Source organism: Mesorhizobium sp. P2_D5, assembly GCF_056404355.1.
In genome coordinates this window covers 256,522-275,058 of the sequence record NZ_JBFUEE010000002.1, presented here as the reverse complement: position 1 = coordinate 275,058, position 18,537 = coordinate 256,522, and the positions used below count along the sequence as shown (strand labels likewise).

Below are 18,537 nucleotides of genomic sequence, written 5' to 3'. Positions count from 1 at the left end.
AGAGGAATTGGACCATGCCGGACCGGATCGTAAGTTTCGTCATGAGCGGGGGCGTCGGCTCACGGCTGTGGCCGCTTTCGCGCGAAGACAATCCCAAGCAATTCCACGACCTTTCGGGCGACGGCTCCATGCTTGCGAAGACTGTTCGACGCCTCAAGGCGCGGCCGGACGGTGAGACGCCGATCTATTTGATAGCGTCCGAACGGCATGCCGACCGCGTCATCTCGGACATTGCTCCGCTCGGCCTGAACGGCGGCAGACCGATCTTCGAGCCGGTCGGCCGCAATACCGCCGCCGCGGTCGCCATTGCCACCCTGCAAACGATCTCCGAACATGGCGCCGACGCGCTGGTGCTCGTGGTCCCGTCCGACCATCAGATATCGACCGAAGCGCAATTCTGGGAAACCGTCGAGGCGGGCGTGCCTGCCGCCGATGCAGGAAGTATCATCGTGTTCGGCATCAAGCCGACGCATCCCGAAACCGGATATGGCTACATCGAGGCCACGGCAAATGGTGACCGAGTAGCCTTGGTTTCACGCTTTGTCGAAAAGCCAGACGCCGAGACGGCCCGCCAATACCTGGCGTCGGGACGATTCTACTGGAACGCCGGCATCTTCCTTTTCCGTGCCGACGCCATGCGGCAGGCCTTTCTCGATTTCCAGCTGGACATCTGGGAGACTGCGGAACGGGCCTACAAGACAGCGCGGACCGAGGTCTCGGGTCTGTACCTGCCACAGGGCTTCTACCTGGCTGTCCCCTCGACGTCGATCGACTACGCGATCATGGAGCATGCGGGCGACATCGCGATGGTCACGGCTTCCTTCCGCTGGAACGACCTTGGATCTTGGCAATCGCTGCTGGAAGCCAGCCCGACCGACGGCGACGGCAACGTCGTCATGGGCGACATCGTCGCCATGGATTGCGGCAACTCCTACCTCAGAAGCCAGGGCAGGCTGCTGACCGTCGTCGGAATGAAGGATGTAGCGATAGTGGCGACGCCGGACGCGGTGTTCGTCGCCCCGGTCAGCCACAGTCAGCACGTGAAGAAGGTCGTCGAACAGCTGGAGAAGAGCGGACGCCTCGAAACCAAATTCACCGCCTCGGAAGACCGGGTCATCATCAGCGGCTCATGGCGCAAGCGTGTCGAACACTGGCTCTTCGAAGAAACCCTGCCACTGTGGTCCACTGCCGGTGTCGACGATGTGCATGGCGGCTTCCACGAGGCTCTCGGCTTCGATGGAAGGCCGTTGGGCAAACCCAAGCGCATGCGGACGATGGCTCGCCAGATCTATGCTTTCGCGGTGGCCAAGGAACGCGGCTGGACTGGACCGGCCGACAAACTCATCGACCACGGTATCGACTTCATCGCGAAATACGGCCGCACCGACCGTGGCGGCTGGGTGCGCACGCTCAATGCCAACGGCAGCGTGGCTGACCCGACGGAGGACGCCTACGATCATTCCTGCGTGCTCCTGGCGCTGGCTCATGCTCATCGATGCGGCCATCAGGACGCCCTGCGGCTTGCACAACAGACATTTCATTTCGTCGACACCCATCTCGAGGACGACAGCCTGACCGGGTTCCTCGAGAGCCCCGGCTCCAACGGGGCACGGTCTTCGAACCCGCACATGCACATGCTGGAATCCTTTCTTGCTTGGTACGGCGTCACCGGCGACCGTGCCTATCTGCGACGGGCGGCACGCGTCATCGATCTCTTCCGGTGCCATTTCTTCGACCAGGAAAGCTGGACGCTTGGGGAATATTTCGACGTCGATTGGCTGCCCTTGCCGGGAGACAAAGGACAATGGACCGAACCAGGGCATCATTTCGAATGGGCCTCGCTGCTTGTCGAGTTCGCGCGGGCGAGCGGGCAAAAAGACCTGGTCGCCTACGCCAGGAAGCTCTATTCATCGGCGGTCGCCAGTGGATTGAACCGAGCCACAGGTCTGGCTTACGCAGCCGTATCGCGGCAGGGAATGCCTCTCGACCGGTTCTCCCGCAGCTGGCCGCAATGCGAAGCCGTCAAGGCAGCCGCCGCCCTGGACGGCATTGGCGGGCCTGATCTGAAACCCGAGATCGAAGCTCGCGTCGCGCGCCTGTTCAGATGGCATATCGATCCCGCACCGCTTGGCTTGTGGGTCGACAGGATCGACGAGCGCGGAAGGTCAGTGGCGACGGAAGTCCCGGCAAGCATCTTCTACCATCTGGTGACGGCGTTGATGCAGTATCTGGACAAGACCGGTGGACAGGTCGAGCCTTTCCCGCTTCCAGCTTTGGATGTGGGCAAGCCAGGTCTGAAGCAGGTCCTCAGCCGCCGCTAATGCGCCGATCCTGGGATACGATGTTCGTGCCACTGTGGTCGTATACGGCGAACCTGAGCGACGCCAATCCAAAGAGGCTACGAGCAGCTATGCTTTCTCCTGCGTCTGCTTGTAACCACGGTAGCCCAGAGGTGGTAGGGAGGTGGTAACTACGGCTAATTCGGTATCCCGTGCCTCTGTGTCGTGGCTGCAAACCGGGATAGTATGCTTACAGGATGCCTCAAAGAGAGGCATTGAGCGACCTCTTCCGATCTTGGAGTTGCGGCAAACTCGTCGAGGCGTTGTAATTTTGAGCCTATGAACCTTCATGTCCGAACGGTTGAGACGCAACTATGGCAAAAAAAAAAGCGCGTGCCAGGGCCAGCGGTGACCTCCTAAAACTGCTTGCTACCAGGCCGAGAGCGGTGGCGCTTGCCGCGCTGCACGTGAGTGAATCCGTGCTGCTGGAACTCGAAGCATCCGAGCTGTTGTCAGCGGCCGAGATCAGAGGATTGCTGAAGGACGCGTCGACGACGTTACGAAATGCCGCCGATCAGGTCGACAATCGCAGCTGCCTCATTGCCAGCGAAATCGTCGACTCCATGCGGGAAAGTTTCAAGAGAAACAAAACCTAGTCCTGCCGCCACGTGTCAATTTCGTAGCGTGCCGGTGGCGAGTCGGTGGAACCTGCGCATTTTCATCGAAAAGCGCCGTCGCTACACCGATCGATAGTTTGCCATCAACGGATACTCATCACATCAAATTTGATGTACATTCCATCAGAGGGAGGTATTTTGGGGCATTGGGCGGGGCTATAGATGACGTACGCTTCACATCCTTTTTCGCGCGGGAATGAAAATCGTCCATCGTATGTCGGACTTAACGACGACGATGCGGCGCTTATCAAGACGTTGGGATTCACGCCAAAGCGCTATCTGGCGGAGACGGTCATCGTCAATCAGGGCGAGGACAGCGATCGCATGTTCATAGTCGAGTCGGGCTGGGGCTGTAGATCCCATGAACTCGCCGGCGGGCAGCGACAGATCCTGGATTTTGCACTGAGAGGCGATATCGTCCTGCCTCAATCGTACTCGGGCAGCGCTCTTGAAACGTTCGTGGCTCAAACCGAACTTACGGTGCTGGTGGCTTCGACCAAGACATTTACCCTTGCCGCCATGCAATCGCCCCATCTCTTCTCCCTTGTTCTCGAAACCCTCGTGCACAACGGAGCGGTTCTCGCTCAACATCTCACCAATGTAGGACGACGCAGCGCCTTGGCGCGGACAGCGCATCTCTTCCTCGAACTGAAGGCGCGTCTGGAACGGACCGGCTCTGTTACCCAGAACAGCTTTGAATGCCCTCTCACCCAGTACGATCTCGCGGACGCTCTCGGTCTCACTCCAATTCATGTCAATCGAATGCTGCGGGAATTGCGCGAGCGCAAGTTTCTCGAATTCCGCCAAGGCCAGGTGCGCGTACTCGATCAACCGGGCCTGACGAAGTTTGCTGGATTCGAGCACGAATATATCGAAAGCTAGGTCGTATCGGCAATACGACGCCTGGTCCCTCGAAGTCTCCCGTCGAGAAATCAAGTGTCAGGGATAGCGGGCACCAAGCCGCCATGTGCGTCGCCGGCACCCCATTGAGGGGTCCACCGGTGTCCGGCCCTGCTTCCGCGATAACACCATAGGCGCCAGCGGTCCGTCTGTTAGATTGTTCGGGTGGCGGACCTGTTCCGCCTGGCCGGCGCCTTTACCCCAACCAGGCCCCCCGCCCAACAGGTGCCGGCCATTTTCAGTTTTCGCTTCTTGGTGTGATCTCTTCGGTCGGCACCTCGTCTCCGATCTCCCTGGCGAGATAAAAAGCCTTCGCCTCGTCCTTCGTCGTCAAAACGGTACGCCAGCTAGCTACTCGAACACGCTCACGATGCAGGTCGTCACCGGGTTTGCCGGTTATCACCGGACCGTTGCGTTCCCTCGTTCGGATGGCTTCACTTTACATTAGCGGAGGCGCATAAATTATCCAGCCGGCGGCATTGTTCCTCACAGGCATCCTGTCGGTTAGGCCCGGTGTCCTAGCTCATCCCAACAGAAGGGATGCCGGGCCGCTCTCATCAAGCCGCGGGAAGAAGGCATGTGACACGACGATGGCGTCTGTTGCGCCCTTCACGGTGACCATCGGAACGCTTGAACAGTCCGCGAGGAACCGGAAGACGATGCGCAATCAATGCGGCCGGTTGGATGGTTCAGTGATCATTGCTTGATGAACGGGCCCGTGTAGGTCTGGCCGGCAAGCGCAACGGTTCCGGCCAAGGTTCCTTCGGGCAGCATCACAAGACTGACGTCCGCGCCATTCGGGAGGCGCTTGAGCTTCAATGTGTTCCCCGCAATTCTTCCAGCGCCGGCTGCCTCTCCGGGACTGTTGTCGCCCAGATTCCCCCACGCAACGGTGGCCGTCACATCGCCTCTGGGAGAAATCGTCTGCACAGCGACTTTGGCTTCGGACGTCCCCTCCAACCGTCCAGCCCACATGCCCGAGAATGCGGCGTACTTTGCGGGAACGCCCTTCGCTGGCGGGGTGATCGTTGTGGATTGATCCATTGTGGCCGAACCAGGAGCAGCAGCGGCCGGATCCAAGGTAGACAGGGGCGCGATGGCCGCAGGTTCGGGAGCGGCCGATTGCGGCGCTTCAGGAGCCGATTGGCACGCGGCCAGGATAAGTGCCGTGAAGCCCAGCATCGTGTTCCGCATTCAAGCTCTCCGCCTCGTTCCCAAGCCATTGGCGGGCTACAGACCCGCCGAATTTATGTCATTCTACGCCACCGCCCCACGCATCGAAATAGCCGGGCGAACCTGTGGATAGTCGCGGGGACAATGCATTCCTGAAGGAGGCAGCCCGTGGCAGGCGATCACGAAGCGGTGACGGCTGTAATGAAGGCGCACTGGGCTGCGAAGACTGGACGTGAGCGCCGCACAAAGCGCTTGCGACTCGTCTCGGCCGAAGTCTCGGCACAAACCAGATCCCCATCTGCCAACCGCCCAAGGAATTCACGATCATGATAAATCGGCGTACTTTCTCCACCGCACTTGTCGCCGGGGTGGCGACGGGCTTGTTGGCCGGCTCCCACAAGTCGCAAGCGCAGACAGGCCCCAAGGCCCGCAATGTCGTGCTGGTCCATGGCGCTTATGCGGATGGCTCGTGCTGGTCGGAAGTGGTTGGCATCCTGCAGCAGGCCGGCTTCAGGGCAACCGTCGTCCAGCACCCGCTGACCACGCTGGAGGCGGGCGTCGATGCAACGCGGCGAGCGATCGCGCTCCAGGATGGACCGACGATACTTGTCGCACATTCCTTTGCCGGCATGATCATCACCGAGGCGGGCACGGATCCCAAGGTTTCCTCGCTCGTCTATGTCGCGGCGCGCGCTCCGGACGCGGGCGAAGACTACACGGCGCTCGCCAAGACCTTTGCAGCGCCGCCTGCCTCCGCTGGCCTTGTCTGGTCCGAAGGCTACGGCAAGCTCAGCGAGGAGGCTTTCCTGCGGGATTTCGCCGGCGACATTGCTCACGAGAAGGCGCGCATCCTCTATGCCGTCCAGGGGCCGATCTCGGACCAGCTTTTCACCGGAAAGACGACGCAAGCGGCGTGGCGCTCGAAGCCAAGCTGGTATGCCGTCTCGACCGAGGATCGAACGATCAACCCGGATCTCGAGCGCTTCATGGCAAAGCGGATGAACGCAAAGACCATCGAGGTGAAGGCAAGCCATTTGTCGCTGATCTCTCACCCGCAAGAGATCGCCCAGCTCATCTCGCAAGCCGCCGGGTAGCTCAGCTAAGCGAAGTCGGCTGGGGCGGGGAAACTGATGGAGGGCGAACACGCCTGCCCCAGCCATCAGGTCCGCCGCGCCGTGAACTGACGAGGGCTTGCGGGCCTTCGATCACCAGCGCTGGTGCACATGGGGCTTGATGTCCTGGTCGTAGATATCCCGGATCTTGCCCATGAGTTCATCCGACAGCGGCGCAAGGTCCGCCGCTTCGGCGTTGGATATCGCCTGCGCCGGATTGCGGGCGCCCGGGATGACCACCGTGACCGCGTCGAACATCAGGATCCAGCGCAGGGCGAATTTGGCCATCGTCGTGTCGCCGGAAACCAGCGGCCGGATGCGCTCGACCGCCGCCAGCCCAACCTCATAGGGCACGCCCGAGAAGGTCTCGCCGACGTCGAAGGCCTCGCCATGGCGGTTGAATTTGCGGTGGTCGCTGTCCTCGAATTTGGTGTCCGCCTTGAACTTGCCCGACAGCAAGCCGCTGGCCAGCGGGACGCGGGCGATAACAGCCACATCGTTCTTTTTCGCCAGGTCGAAGAACAGTTCCGCCGGCCGCTGGCGGAAGGCGTTGAAAATGATCTGGACGCTGACGACGCCGGGATACTGCATCGCCTTCAGCGCCTCCTCGACGCGCTCGACGCTGACGCCATAGTTGCGGATCTTGCCTTGCTCGACGAGACGGTCGAGCCGCTCGAACACTTCCGGGTGATAGTAGAGGTCGGTTAGCGGGCAATGCAGTTGCACCAGATCGAGCGTGTCGGCCTCGAGATATCTCAGGCTGCGGTCGATCCAGTCGGTCAGGTTCTTCTGGCTGAACCCCTCGACAGTTTGCTCCGGCAGGCGCTTTCCGGCCTTGGTGGCGATGAACGGCCGCTCGCCGCCGCGCTCCTTCATCACCCTGGCAATGAGCTTTTCGGAACGGCCGTCGCCATAGACGTCGGCGGTATCGATGAAGGTAACGCCGGCGTCGAGTGCGGCATGCAGGGCGGCCACCGCATCGTCGTCATTGACCTCGCCCCAGGCGGCGCCGATCGCCCATGAGCCAAAGCCGATCTCGCTGACGTCGCGGCCGGTACGGCCGAATTTCCGTGACTGCATGTCCTGTTCCTAACTGCGGCTTGGTGGTGATTGCTGATCTGCGGGCCGCCTTTTATCGCATGGCAACGCGATTGACATCCCCGTTCGTTGGATTTACCAGATAACAGGGTTGTATGACAACCCGGTAAGACTGCAATGATTTTGGAGTCGGGAGGATCTCAAGTTGAAAACCGTTCTGAAAATGGGCGCGTCGGCGGCCTTGTGCCTTGGCGTGCTTGCTCATCCTGCATTGGCCGAGGACAACATCGTCAAGATCGGCGTCGTCGCGGCGGAGTCCGGCTCGTTCGTTTCCGCCGGCCATACCTTGCCGGCAGGCGTCGGACTTGCCGTGAAACAGATCAACGATGCCGGCGGTATCAATGTCGGCGGCAAGAACTACAAACTGGAAATGGTCAAACGCGACGACCGCACGGATATCGCGACCGCAATCGCCGCCACCCAGGAACTGGTGCGCGACGTGAAGGTGCAGGCGATCTTCGGATCCGAAACGCATGACTTCACGCTGGCCATGGCCAAGATCACGCAGCCGGCCAAGATCATCCATTTCGCCGGCAATTCGACGCTGGCGAAAATCCTGACACCGGACTCGGTCAAGCCGGGCGGCGAGGATCATTATCTCTTCCAGTCCGAGCCGCAGGAATTCCAGCGGTCCGGGTCGACCGCGCGCGGCGTGCTGACGCTGCTCGAGCCGCTGCTTGGCTATAAGCCGAAGAAATCGGTCATGATCGTCGGCAACGACGCCACCGGCCAGTTCCTGTCGTCCTATTATTTCAAGGCGCTGAAGGCCGAGGGGCAGGACGTCCCCGACATCATCTTCTATCCGCCTGACACGACCGACTTCTCGCCGTTCCTGACCCGCGCCAAGAGCCTCAATCCGGATATCATCCACTTCTGGTACAATGGCGATTCAACGCTGACGGCGCTGCCGCAGGCGCTCGAACTGGGAGCCGCCAAGAGCTACTTCCTGTTCGGCGTCGACCCCGGCATCTGGAAGGAAAAGCAGCTTTCGGCCGACGTGCCGGTGGCGATGAGCTGCGTTCCGGTCTGCTGGGGCGAGTCGTCCAACCCGAAGGCCAAGGCCTATTTCGACGCCTACTTCGCCGCCGGCGCGCCCCACGGCGTGACCTCGTCGGTGTCGCTGCTTTACCACGACTATGTCCACTTCCTCGCCGAGGCCTGGGAGAAGGCCGGCAGCTTCGATCCGGACAAGACTGTCGAGGCGCTGTTGACGCTACACCATCAGGGCGTGGTCTCGGATGATTTGACTTTCAATCCAACCCACCAGGTCACCCATGCCACCGAGGTCTGCGCCGCGGCACCCGGCGGCGCCATCTCCTGCTCGATGCAACAGCCGCCGGCCGAAGCACCGAAGAGCTGATCTGGCGAACCTACCTTGAGTTGGCGGCGTCACTCACGCCGCCAACCTCTCCTTCTCAGAAATGCAGGCAGGGCTTGAAAGCCGGCCACCACGTGAAAAGCGCCATCACTTCGACAGAGAATGCGAGCCGTGGACATCTTCATCCAGCAGATCCTCAACGGGCTTTCGATCGCCAGCGTCATCACGCTGATCGCCATCGGCGTCACCCTGATCTTCGGCCTGACCGGCATCATCAACTTTGCCCATGGCGAATTCCTGATGATCGGCGGCATCGTCACCTGGCTTGCCGTCAGCGCCGGCCTCGGCTTCCCGCTGGCGGTGGTGCTGGCGATCCTGGCGGTCGGGCTGATGGGCTACATCCTCGAGCGCGGCCTTTTCCGGTTCACGCTGGAGCGGCCGACCAATGGCTTCATCGTTTCGCTCGGCCTCATCGTCGTGCTGCAGCATGTCGTCGTGCTGTTCTGGAACCCCAACCAGAAGAGCATTCCGCGCCCGCTGACCACGGTCTGGGAGGTCGGCGGCGTGCGCATCGCCTCGGTGCGGGTCATGGTCATCGCGATCACCATTGCCGTGGTGGCACTCAGCTTCCGCATGATCACGGCCAGCCGCTACGGCCGCGCCTTGCGGGCAAGCGTCGAGGACCGCGACACCGCGGCCCTGATGGGCATTCCGGTGCGCCGCTACATCACCGGCGTGTTCGTGCTCGGCAGTGCGTTGGCCGGGCTCGGCGGGGCGCTGCTGATCGCGCTGTTTCCGATCACGCCGTTCACCGGCGGCACCATGGTGATGAAGGGCTTTGCCGTGGCGCTGATCGGCGGGCTCGGCAACATCTACGGCGCCGTCGCCGCAGGGCTCATCCTCGGCATCGTCGAAGGCTTCAGCGCCGGCTACGGCTTCTCGCAATGGACCGATGCCTACTCCTTCGCCCTGATGATCCTGGTGCTGATCGTTCGCCCGCATGGCCTGTTCGGCGGCACCAGCGGACCCCGGATGGCGTCATGACGGCAGGCCTCCACCAGGATCGCGCCGGTTCCGGCCTCAAGGCGTTGCGATCGCTGCTGCCGGTGCTGGTCATCCTGGCGCTGATCGCGCTGGTTCCGTTGTTCTCGCCGAGCAACCGCTTCCTGTCGCTGGCGATCTCGGCCGGAATCAATGTGATCGCACTCTACGGGCTGTCGGTTCTGTTCGGCCAGACCGGCATCCTGTCGATGGGGCACGCGGCCCTGGTCGGCGTCGGCGCCTATGCGGCGGCGATCCTGGCGCGGGACTTTGGCGTGGGGTTTTGGGCAGCACTGCCGGCGGCGGCTTTGGCAAGTGCCGTGTTCGCGATGATCGTCGGCATTCCGTCGCTGCGGGTCGGCGGCCACCATTTTGTCATCATGACCTTTGCCTTCGGGCAGTTGCTCGCCATCGTCCTCACCAATGGCGGCGACTATACCGGTGCCGCGACCGGGCTCGACCTTGCCGGCCCGGTCACCTTGTTCGGCGCCGATATGAGCGATTTGACGCGCTATTACCTGATGGTGGTGGCCTTCGTGACGGCCGCGGCGGTGGCGAGTTGGGCGATCATCAACTCGTCCTATGGCCGCACGCTGCGCGCCATCCGGGAGAACGAGAAGCTTGCCGCCTCGCTCGGCATCAATGTCGGCCGGCACAAGATCGGCGCCTTTGTCGTCAGCGGCGTCTTTGCCGGCATCTCCGGCGTGTTGCTGGCCTATTTCCTCGGGCATATCTCCCCGTCGCAGTTCTCCTCCTTCCCCAGCATCTATTTGGCGCTGATGGTCATGATCGGCGGCGCCCGCCTGATCGAGGGACCGCTCGCCGGCGGCATCCTGGTCGCCTTCCTGCCGGAAGTGCTCAACCTCGATCCGGTCCAGTCGCGCATCGTTTACGGCGTCTGCCTGATCGCGGTGATCATGCTTTTGCCCGATGGCCTGATCGGCGGCATCGTGCGGGCGCTTCGTGCGGTGGTTTCGGGTAAGCCGAAACAGGAGACGGAACAGCGCAACGCGGCGCCCTCGGAGGCGCGGCGATGAGCCCGATCCTGGCCATCAGCGGCCTGAGCAAGCAGTTCGGCGGCGTCACCGCACTGGCAGGCGTCGACCTCGCCATCGAAGAGGGTGAAATCCTTGGTGTCGTCGGTCCGAACGGTTCGGGCAAGACCACGCTGTTCAATGTCGTCACCGGCGTGCACCGGCCGAGCGGCGGCACCGTGCTGTTCCGCGGTCAGGACATCACCGGTCTCAAGCCGCATGCCATATCGCGGGCCGGCATCGGCTACACCTTCCAGCAGGCAATGGCCTTTGCAGGCCTTGGCGTGCTGGAGAATGTCCGGATCGCCGGCGAGCATGTGGGGACCGGCGGCACCGCCAACCCGTGGCCGACGCCGCAGGCGCTGCTCGACTTCGTCGGGCTGAGCGCGGTTGCCAATGAGAAGGCCGGCGTGCTGCCATTCGGCTCCCTGCGCCTGCTCGGCCTTGCGCTGGCGCTCGCCACGCGGCCGTCGCTGCTCCTGCTCGACGAACCCGCCGCAGGCCTCAACGACCGCGAAACCACAGCTCTTGTCGGACTTGTCCGTCAGCTTCCCGGCCACGGCATATCCGTCTGCGTCATCGATCATGACATGAAGCTGATGCAGATGCTGTGCCGGCGCCTTGCCGTGCTCGATTTCGGCTCCAAGATCGCCGATGGGCCGACCGAGACGGTGCTTGCCGATCCCAAGGTGCTGGAAGTCTATCTGGGAGGCGATCTGTGAACCTGCTCGCCGTTTCCGAGGTCGTCACCGGCTACGGGCCGACCATCGTCAACCGCGGCGTCTCGCTGACGCTCGGGGCGGGCGAGATCGTCACCATCCTCGGCCCAAACGGCGCCGGCAAGTCGACGCTGCTCAAGGCGATCGCCGGGCTGATCCGGCCGCGCGCCGGCAGCATCTCCTTCGACGGCACTGACGTGACCGAGCTTGCCGCCGATGTCATGGCCAGGCGCGGCGTCGTGCTGGTGCCGGAAGGGCGCAAGATCTTCGTGGAGATGAGCGTCGAGGAGAATTTGCGTCTTGGCGCCTATGCACGCCGCGACGCCGCCGCCGTGGAGGCCGATTTCGCAACCATGCTGGCCTTCTTCCCGATCCTTGCCACCAAGCGGCGCGACAAGGGCGGCTCGCTGAGCGGCGGCCAGCAGCAGATGCTGGCCATCGCGCGCGGGCTGATGACGCGGCCGCGCGTGCTGCTGCTCGACGAGCCGTCGCTCGGCCTGTCGCCGCTGCTGGTCAAGGAGATCAAGGCGATCATCCTCGGCATCGGCGAGCGCTTCGGCGCTTCGGTGCTGCTGGTCGAGCAGAATGCCGGCCTGGCGCTCTCCGTCGCGTCGCGCGGCGATCTCATGCAGAACGGCCGCATCGTCGTCTCCGGGCCGATTGCCGAATTGCGCGACATGTCGCTGATGCGCGAACTCTATCTCGGCGGCGTGGCGGGAGCCACGGCATGAGCAAGCGCTCAGTCGTGGCTTGCCCTGTCGCGCAACTCCTCGAAGCGGGCATAGCTCTTGGTCAGATGGCTGCGCATGGCGCGCCGCGCCGCGTTGGCATCCCTGGCCTCAATTGCGGCGAGAATGGCGCGGTGCTCGCGCTGCATGCGGGCCAGGTACTTCTCCCGCTCCGGCAGGGTCATCCGGTCGAGCCGTATCCATTGGCGCGGGATCATGGCGCTGCCGAAGGTGTCGAACAGCCGGGTGAAATTGGCGTTCTGCGTCGCCGCGAGAATGGCGCGATGGAAACCGAAATCCTCTTCCGAGCCCGACCCTCCGGCGCGCACCGCCGCCTCCAGCGCGTCAAGCCGCGACGCCATCTGCTCGAGCGCCGCGTCGCTTCGCCGCTCGGCGGCAAGCCCTGTCGCTTCGACCTCGATGCCCATGCGCAGTTCGAGCACGCGCAGCACCTCGTCGATCGATTCAAGGTCGTCCGGCAGGATGGAAAAGGTCCTCGGCAGCGGATCCTTGGCGACGAAGGCGCCGAGGCCCTGGCGCGTGGTGATCAGGCCACGGGCGCGCAGCGCGGCAAGTGCCTCGCGTACGACGGTGCGGCTGACGCCGGTGGCGGCGACGATCTCCTGCTCGGTCGGCAGCCGCTGACCCGGCGCCAGGTCGCCGGATTCGATCTGCGCGATCAGCGTGTTGACCAGCCCGGTCCGCAGATTGGGCGCTTGCGGTATGGCATCGAAAAGCATGGGCTCCGCCATCGGGGAATACGGCCTCCGGTCCGATTCTTCGGCAAAGGCCGATTCTTCTTCAAAGGATTGCATCGACAGGTGCCCGCCGCAAGGTGACGAAATGCGGCCCGCCAACGTGGGCCATTTGGAGGATTGCATGAAAGAACGCATAGGCTTCATCGGTCTGGGCAGCATGGGCGCCGGCATGGCCGACAATCTGCTGCGCAAGGGCTGGCCGCTGGCGGTGTGCGTGCATCGCAGCCGCACCGCCGCCGACCGGCTGATCGCAGCCGGCGCCACCGAAGCGGCAAGCCCGCGCGCGCTCGCCGCCGCCTGCGATGTCGTCATCCTGTGCGTCACCGGTTCGCGCGAGGTCGAAATGCTGGTCAAGGGACCGGATGGCCTGGGCGCGGCGGGCAAGCCGCTGCTGGTCATCGACTGCTCGACCTCCAACCCGTCCTCGACGACAGCGCTTGCCGCTGACCTGGCGGCACTTGGCGTGACGCTGATCGATGCGCCGCTGGCGCGCACGCCCAAGGAAGCGGCCGAGGGCAAGCTCGACGTCATGGTCGGCGGCCCAGCCGACGCCGTCGCCCGCGCGCGGCCGGTGCTCGAGGCGTTTGCGGCGCGCGTCGTCCACACCGGCCCGACCGGCAGCGGCCACACGATGAAGCTGCTCAACAATTTCGTCTCGATGGGCTATTCGGCGATCTATTCGGAAGCGCTGACGCTCGGCGCCAAGGCCGGGCTGACGCCGCACGTCTTCAACAGCGTCATTTCGGGCAGCCGCATGGATTGCGGCTTCTACCAGGCCTTCTTCGATTTCGTGCTGACCCGCAACGAGAACGCCCAGCGCTTCGCCATCGTCAATGCGCTGAAGGACATGACCTATCTCGCCTCTTTCGCCCAGGCCGCCAATGTCGCCAACCCGATCGGTGCGGCGGTGCGCAACGGCTTTGCCACCGCGGTCGCGACCGGCCATGGCGAGAAGTTCGTGCCGGCGCTGTCGGATATCGTCGCCGGCCTGAACGGGGTTTCGCTGGTTGAGCCGCCGGAGATGTGACGGGGTGGGAGCGGTGCTATTTCAGCGGCAGGAACAGCTCCGCGACCGTCTCACGTTCCGGCACCTCCGGGACGAAGCTCAGCCGCTGGCAATAGATCGGGAAGTCGCGTGCTTCCTCGCCGCTCGCCGGCAGCCAGTCGCGATAGAGGTAGAGCGCGGCAGGCTCGAGATTGTGGGTGTTGCCGACGACACGCAGCACCGCGCAGCGTCCGCCGGGGATCACGCCAGCCCTCATGTGTTCGTCGTTCGCCTCGATCGGTTGGCCGGTCCCGACACAAAGGTCCACGCTGTAATCGGCAGGCGACGCAGGACGCCGCTCGGAGCGCCAGACATTGAAGGTCGGACTTGTCCTGGGGTGTAGGCCGGCGGCCTTGCGCCAGGCGATGAACCGCTGGATGGTGGCGCCGAGCATCGCCGGGTCGCCCCGATGCTCCATGATCGCCACCGGCGTCGGGGCCACATCGCGGATCGTCACGTCGTCGGTGGTAAAAATCTTCTGCATGAGCTTGCTCCTGGCGTTGTCGAGAGGCCCGAAGGCCGCAAGCCACGGCTCCCATTCGGGAGACTTCCGGAACGACGACGGCGATTGCCCGACCCGTTGCCGAAAGGCGCGGGCGAAGGCATCGGGGGCGTCGTAGCCGGCATCCATCGCTATGTCCGTGACGCTTTGGGCATCCGTGTAGGCCAGCCGGTACGAAGCGCGCTTCATGCGGGCGAGTTGGACATAGCGATGCACGGACAAGCCGAAGGTGGACATGAACTGCCGGTGGAAATGGTATTTCGAGAACGCCGCGACGCCGCTCAGTGCTTCCAGGCCCAGATCGTCGTCCAGATGCCGGTCGATGTGGTCCAGCACCCGCTGCATCCGGGCATGGTAGTTTTCAAGTGACGCCTTCACCGTCTCTTCCTCCGTGGCGACATCAGCTACGCCCTTCGGGATATGTCGCGCTCGACCGATCTTGCGATTTGGCATGGATCAACAGGCGCCTGCCAGCAACGGCCTACGGGCAAGCCCGATCCGCAGTTGAACGGCGCCAAGCGGAAGAGCGCTGCTATCGCCGGCTTCGACTCGTCCCAATTCAAATGAGCGGCATTCACCCCGCCATGCGGGTCATGGCAATCAGACGACTATGGGAGGCATAGGGTCGTAGCTGATCGCCACCAGCCCCGGATACCTATGGGCGAGAGCGAGGATTTGGGTCTCAAGCTCGCAGTTGTAGGCCATCAGCGCCTTCACGGTCTCAAGCGGGCTTTCGTAGCGGGCTATGAGCTTCTCCGCTTCGGTGTGCAACTCGGCTTTGGATTCAGCGTCCAGGTGCATCGTGGCCATTTGCGGCCCCTCCCCTAGCGGCTTGCTCTGCGCGGGGCCGAGAGCGCGTCGAGCCGCTCTTGAAGGTGCCCGTTGAGCACGATCATTTCCTTGAGCGCCTTCATCACGTCGCCCTTGTAGACTGCGATGAAGTCCTCGGCGTGGGCCTGGAGGGCGGCCTCTTGACGAGAGTTAAGTGTGACAATGCGATCCACGGCAATTCCTCCAAACGCTGCATGGCCGCAGTGAACAAAAAGGGAACGAAAATGTCAAGAGCGAATTGACTCGGCGAGGAATAGGTTCCTATTTTTGGCCATGCCGGAACAGAGCAGACGACCGCGCCGCCTTGTGCAGACCTTGTGCCGAGCGCATGAGGTCGGGCAACTGATCCGCGTCCGCTGCATCAACTGCAACATCACCCGCCACTATCTGCCGGGGGATCTCGTCAAGCTCGTCGGGGACATTCCGTTTTGGGACGTGGCCCGGCACATGCGTTGCGAGCGGTGCAAACGCCGCGAGCTCGACGTGGATATCCTGCTGCCAAGCGCATTGGAGGGCATGAAGATACGCGTGAGGCGGCTTGTTGAAATCCGCATGGTGCGCCGCGTGATATGGCGGGATGACAGCTAGCCTAGGCGGCGTGGACAAATTTGAGCCAATATCTGGCGGTGGCGAGATGGATCATTCCGAGGAAACTGCTGGCCAGTTGGTCGTAGCGTGTGGCGATGGCGCGGTTGACCTTCAGCTGACCGAACATGCGTTCGATGCGATTGCGCTGCTTGTAGAGCGCGCGGTCATGCTCGATTTTTACGCGACGATTTGAGCGACCTGGAATGACGGCCTCGACCTTCCGATCGGCAAGGTCGGCACGAATGGCGTCGGCATCGTATCCCTTGTCTGCGAGCAGGGCATCGGGCGTGCGCTCGGGCAAGCCGAATAATGCATCATACGCCTTGCAGTCTGCCGCTTCGCTGCCGGTTAGGATGAAAGCGAGCGGTCGTCCGAGGGCGTCAGCCAGGCAGTGAAGCTTACTGGTGAACCCGCCCCGCGAGCGGCCAAGAGCGCGTTGATGAGTCCCCCTTTTCCGCCCGCAGCCGAGACATGGGCGCGGACGGCAGTGCTGTCGATGCTATAGTGACCGCTGTCCGCCATGACCTCAGCCAACGTCACCGCTACGGTCTCCCAGACCGGCTTCGGCCCATCGTCGGAACCGACGATAGATGGTATTCCAGCTACCGTATTTGGGCGGCACGTCGCGCCACGGCGCTCCACATCGAAGCCGCTAGAGGATGCCGTTTATGATCGAACGGTTCTGTTCGGGTCGCCTGCCGCGAGCTCGATTTACAGGCTCAATCGGCAATAGGCCCTTCAAAACCCGCCATTCCGCTTCGGTGAGATCGCCTCTGCTCAAGCCTGCCTCCAAAAAACAGCCTTGAATCAATACAGTGAGACGGCGTCAACGGCATGCCTCGTCTATCCGGTAGTTTCAACGGCTGGAAACGCAGTTCAACCGGACGAACCGGTGCCCACACCAAAAAACTGCTTGACGATAATAAGACGACCAGTCATATATTAACCCATGCCTAGACCAGCCAATCCTGAAACGCGATCGCGCCTCCTGGAAAAAGGGGGAGACCTTGTGAGCACCCGCGGCTTCAACGCCACGGGCGTGCAGGAGATCACCGCGGCAGCCGGCGTGCCCAAGGGTTCGTTCTATAATTACTTCGACAGCAAGGAAGCCTTCGCCGTCGCCGTATTGACCGAATATTGGGAGGCGGTTGTCGCTGAGTATGGGGCCATTTTGAATCAACGCCGGACGCCGCCCTTGTCGCGCATCGCGCGCTATTTCGCCGGGCTTGCCGAGTTTCACGAGCGCCGCCGTTACGCGGTCGGCTGCCTGATCGGGAACATGGCACTGGAGGTCACGCCGACGAGCGAGGATGTGCGGATCAAGCTTGCGGCGATCTATCGCGAGTGGTCGGCCGCGCTCGCCTCATGCTTGCGGGAAGCGCAGGAGAAAGGGGAATTGTCGGCCGGAAAGGATCCAGGGCAGCTTGCCGTCGCGCTGATTGACACGTTCGAAGGGGCGGTCATGCGGGCCAAGGTCGAACGTAGCCGGGCGCCCTTCGACAGCTTCGAGCGCTTTGTTTTGCCCTCTCTGCTGAGTTAAACATTTTGACCAATTAATAGACGACTGGTCGTCTTAGTTTACCGGATCATCGCTGGAACGCCGCGCCAGCGAGCGATGACTCTCATCCGCGGCTAATCTAAAGGAGCTGAACAATGCCCACGATCACTACTACAGACGGCGTAGACATCTTCTACAAGGACTGGGGCTCAGGCCAGCCGATCGTTTTCAGCCACGGCTGGCCGCTGACAGCGGACGACTGGGACGCCCAGATGACCTTCTTCCTTCGCCACGGCTATCGGGTGATCGCCCACGACCGGCGCGGCCACGGCCGGTCCGACCAGCCCAGCACTGGCAACGACATGGACCACTGGGTTGCCGACCTCGCGGCCCTGACTGAACACCTCAACCTGCGCGACGCGATCCACATCGGCCACTCCACAGGTGGCGGTGAGGTGGCGCGCTATGTCGCTCGCCACCAGGAGCGCGTCGCGAAGGCGGCGCTGGTCGCTTCATTGACGCCGAACATGTACCGGAGCGAGGACAACCCGTCCGGTCAACCGCCGGAGTGGTTCGAAGCGATCCGGGCAGGCGTGCTGGGCAACCGGTCGGAGTTCTACCGTTTCGTCCCTGAGAATCCGTTCTACGGCTACAACCTGGATGGGGCGAAGCCTTCGGAGGCGATCATTGCGAACTGGTGGCGCCAAGGCATGGCCGGCGGTGCCCTCGCTCACTACGCGACTGTCGACTCTTGGCTCGAAGATTATACCGAAGACCTCAAGAAGATCACCGTGCCGGTGCTGGTGATGCATGGCGAGGCTGATCAAGTCGTCCCGTTCGCAAGTTCCGTGCCGCGTGCGGTCGACCTGCTTAAGAACGGGTCGCTGAAGACTTATCCCGACTATCCCCATGGCATGCTCACCACGCATGCGGATGTCCTCAACCCCGACCTGCTCTCGTTCATCAGGTCTTGACGACATCTCTCATCCATTATCGCCTATGGTAGACATTTAGGGGTGTTTATTGAGGAGGGTTCGGGTTTCGCCATAGTGACGAAGGAACGAACAAGAAGCTCAAACCCTCCTCGAAAATTCATCGACCAAGGTCCCGATCGAAGCGGCGGCCTTGGCAGCGTTGCTCGGCCTTGAGGTCCACTCGGTCGTCGGCCTCGCGCCTCGCTCCCTGCCGGCCCCAGGGGGCGCTTGGGGGGGCTACCGTGGTATGCGGAATTTGTCC

Annotated in this window: 19 protein-coding genes and 1 pseudogene; 13 read left to right on the top strand and 7 right to left on the bottom strand. The window is 62.7% G+C overall.

Annotated features, from left to right (window positions below):
• Positions 1 to 14: 14 nt before the first annotated feature.
• The 3 genes from AC1DYW_RS08145 (at position 15) to AC1DYW_RS08135 (ending at position 3,838) form a co-directional block, all read left to right on the top strand.
• A complete protein-coding gene (locus tag AC1DYW_RS08145) occupies positions 15 to 2,321 on the top strand; it encodes an AGE family epimerase/isomerase (protein WP_477225774.1) in 2,307 nt (768 codons plus the stop codon).
• A gap of 332 nt (positions 2,322 to 2,653) precedes the next feature.
• Positions 2,654 to 2,935 carry a hypothetical protein gene (locus AC1DYW_RS08140; protein ID WP_143748636.1) on the top strand — a complete coding sequence of 94 codons (282 nt, stop codon included), beginning with the start codon at positions 2,654 to 2,656 and terminating at the stop codon, positions 2,933 to 2,935.
• Positions 2,936 to 3,118: 183 nt separating this feature from the next.
• Entirely contained in the window at positions 3,119 to 3,838 is a 720-nt protein-coding gene (locus AC1DYW_RS08135) for a Crp/Fnr family transcriptional regulator (protein ID WP_477225773.1), read from the top strand.
• A gap of 714 nt (positions 3,839 to 4,552) precedes the next feature.
• On the opposite strand, the gene AC1DYW_RS08130 is transcribed toward AC1DYW_RS08135, so the two are convergent.
• Positions 4,553 to 5,050: a hypothetical protein gene (locus AC1DYW_RS08130; RefSeq protein WP_477225772.1), complete on the bottom strand. Its 498-nt coding sequence runs from the start codon at positions 5,048 to 5,050 to the stop codon at positions 4,553 to 4,555.
• 302 nt (positions 5,051 to 5,352) lie between these two features.
• Here AC1DYW_RS08130 and AC1DYW_RS08125 point away from each other — a divergent pair, with 302 nt between their 5' ends.
• The gene (locus AC1DYW_RS08125; protein WP_477226411.1) at positions 5,353 to 6,123 is read left to right on the top strand and encodes an alpha/beta fold hydrolase; all 771 of its coding nucleotides are present in this window, start codon (positions 5,353 to 5,355) and stop codon (positions 6,121 to 6,123) included.
• Between the two features lie 111 nt (positions 6,124 to 6,234).
• Here AC1DYW_RS08125 and AC1DYW_RS08120 read toward each other — a convergent pair whose 3' ends face one another.
• Positions 6,235 to 7,221 carry an aldo/keto reductase gene (locus tag AC1DYW_RS08120; RefSeq protein ID WP_477225771.1) on the bottom strand — a complete coding sequence of 329 codons (987 nt, stop codon included), beginning with the start codon at positions 7,219 to 7,221 and terminating at the stop codon, positions 6,235 to 6,237.
• Positions 7,222 to 7,384: 163 nt separating this feature from the next.
• On the opposite strand from AC1DYW_RS08120, the gene AC1DYW_RS08115 reads away from it, so the two are divergent.
• The 5 genes from AC1DYW_RS08115 (at position 7,385) to AC1DYW_RS08095 (ending at position 12,082) form a co-directional block, all read left to right on the top strand.
• Positions 7,385 to 8,599, top strand: coding sequence for an ABC transporter substrate-binding protein (locus AC1DYW_RS08115; RefSeq protein ID WP_477225770.1), 1,215 nt, complete (start codon positions 7,385 to 7,387; stop codon positions 8,597 to 8,599).
• A gap of 120 nt (positions 8,600 to 8,719) precedes the next feature.
• Positions 8,720 to 9,601, top strand: coding sequence for a branched-chain amino acid ABC transporter permease (locus tag AC1DYW_RS08110; protein ID WP_095080594.1), 882 nt, complete (start codon positions 8,720 to 8,722; stop codon positions 9,599 to 9,601).
• Positions 9,598 to 10,635 carry a branched-chain amino acid ABC transporter permease gene (locus AC1DYW_RS08105; RefSeq protein WP_477225769.1) on the top strand — a complete coding sequence of 346 codons (1,038 nt, stop codon included), beginning with the start codon at positions 9,598 to 9,600 and terminating at the stop codon, positions 10,633 to 10,635. Before AC1DYW_RS08110 ends, AC1DYW_RS08105 begins: the two co-directional genes overlap by 4 nt.
• Entirely contained in the window at positions 10,632 to 11,354 is a 723-nt protein-coding gene (locus AC1DYW_RS08100) for an ABC transporter ATP-binding protein (protein WP_477225768.1), read from the top strand. Before AC1DYW_RS08105 ends, AC1DYW_RS08100 begins: the two co-directional genes overlap by 4 nt.
• Positions 11,351 to 12,082, top strand: a complete 732-nt coding sequence (locus AC1DYW_RS08095) for an ABC transporter ATP-binding protein (RefSeq protein WP_477225767.1) — start codon at positions 11,351 to 11,353, stop codon at positions 12,080 to 12,082. Before AC1DYW_RS08100 ends, AC1DYW_RS08095 begins: the two co-directional genes overlap by 4 nt.
• A gap of 8 nt (positions 12,083 to 12,090) precedes the next feature.
• Here AC1DYW_RS08095 and AC1DYW_RS08090 read toward each other — a convergent pair whose 3' ends face one another.
• Entirely contained in the window at positions 12,091 to 12,831 is a 741-nt protein-coding gene (locus AC1DYW_RS08090; RefSeq protein WP_477225766.1) for a FadR/GntR family transcriptional regulator, read from the bottom strand.
• A gap of 127 nt (positions 12,832 to 12,958) precedes the next feature.
• On the opposite strand from AC1DYW_RS08090, the gene AC1DYW_RS08085 reads away from it, so the two are divergent.
• A complete protein-coding gene (locus AC1DYW_RS08085; RefSeq protein ID WP_477225765.1) occupies positions 12,959 to 13,864 on the top strand; it encodes an NAD(P)-dependent oxidoreductase in 906 nt (301 codons plus the stop codon).
• A 16-nt stretch (positions 13,865 to 13,880) separates the two neighbouring features.
• On the opposite strand, the gene AC1DYW_RS08080 is transcribed toward AC1DYW_RS08085, so the two are convergent.
• From AC1DYW_RS08080 to AC1DYW_RS08070, 3 genes are all read right to left on the bottom strand, one after another.
• Positions 13,881 to 14,762, bottom strand: coding sequence for an AraC family transcriptional regulator (locus tag AC1DYW_RS08080; protein WP_477226410.1), 882 nt, complete (start codon positions 14,760 to 14,762; stop codon positions 13,881 to 13,883).
• 222 nt (positions 14,763 to 14,984) lie between these two features.
• Complete coding sequence (locus AC1DYW_RS08075; protein WP_477225764.1) at positions 14,985 to 15,194, bottom strand: hypothetical protein; 210 nt, start codon at positions 15,192 to 15,194, stop codon at positions 14,985 to 14,987.
• Positions 15,195 to 15,208: 14 nt separating this feature from the next.
• Positions 15,209 to 15,388: a hypothetical protein gene (locus tag AC1DYW_RS08070; RefSeq protein WP_477225763.1), complete on the bottom strand. Its 180-nt coding sequence runs from the start codon at positions 15,386 to 15,388 to the stop codon at positions 15,209 to 15,211.
• A gap of 100 nt (positions 15,389 to 15,488) precedes the next feature.
• Between AC1DYW_RS08070 and AC1DYW_RS08065 the strand changes: the two genes are divergently transcribed.
• Positions 15,489 to 15,803 carry a hypothetical protein gene (locus AC1DYW_RS08065; protein WP_477226409.1) on the top strand — a complete coding sequence of 105 codons (315 nt, stop codon included), beginning with the start codon at positions 15,489 to 15,491 and terminating at the stop codon, positions 15,801 to 15,803.
• Between the two features lies 1 nt (position 15,804).
• On the opposite strand, the pseudogene AC1DYW_RS08060 reads toward AC1DYW_RS08065, so the two are convergent.
• Positions 15,805 to 16,584, bottom strand: a pseudogene (locus AC1DYW_RS08060) (IS5 family transposase).
• Between the two features lie 228 nt (positions 16,585 to 16,812).
• Here AC1DYW_RS08060 and AC1DYW_RS08055 point away from each other — a divergent pair.
• Complete coding sequence (locus AC1DYW_RS08055) at positions 16,813 to 17,343, top strand: TetR/AcrR family transcriptional regulator (RefSeq protein ID WP_457152747.1); 531 nt, start codon at positions 16,813 to 16,815, stop codon at positions 17,341 to 17,343.
• A 113-nt stretch (positions 17,344 to 17,456) separates the two neighbouring features.
• Entirely contained in the window at positions 17,457 to 18,275 is an 819-nt protein-coding gene (locus tag AC1DYW_RS08050) for an alpha/beta fold hydrolase (RefSeq protein WP_477225762.1), read from the top strand.
• Positions 18,276 to 18,537: the final 262 nt, after the last annotated feature.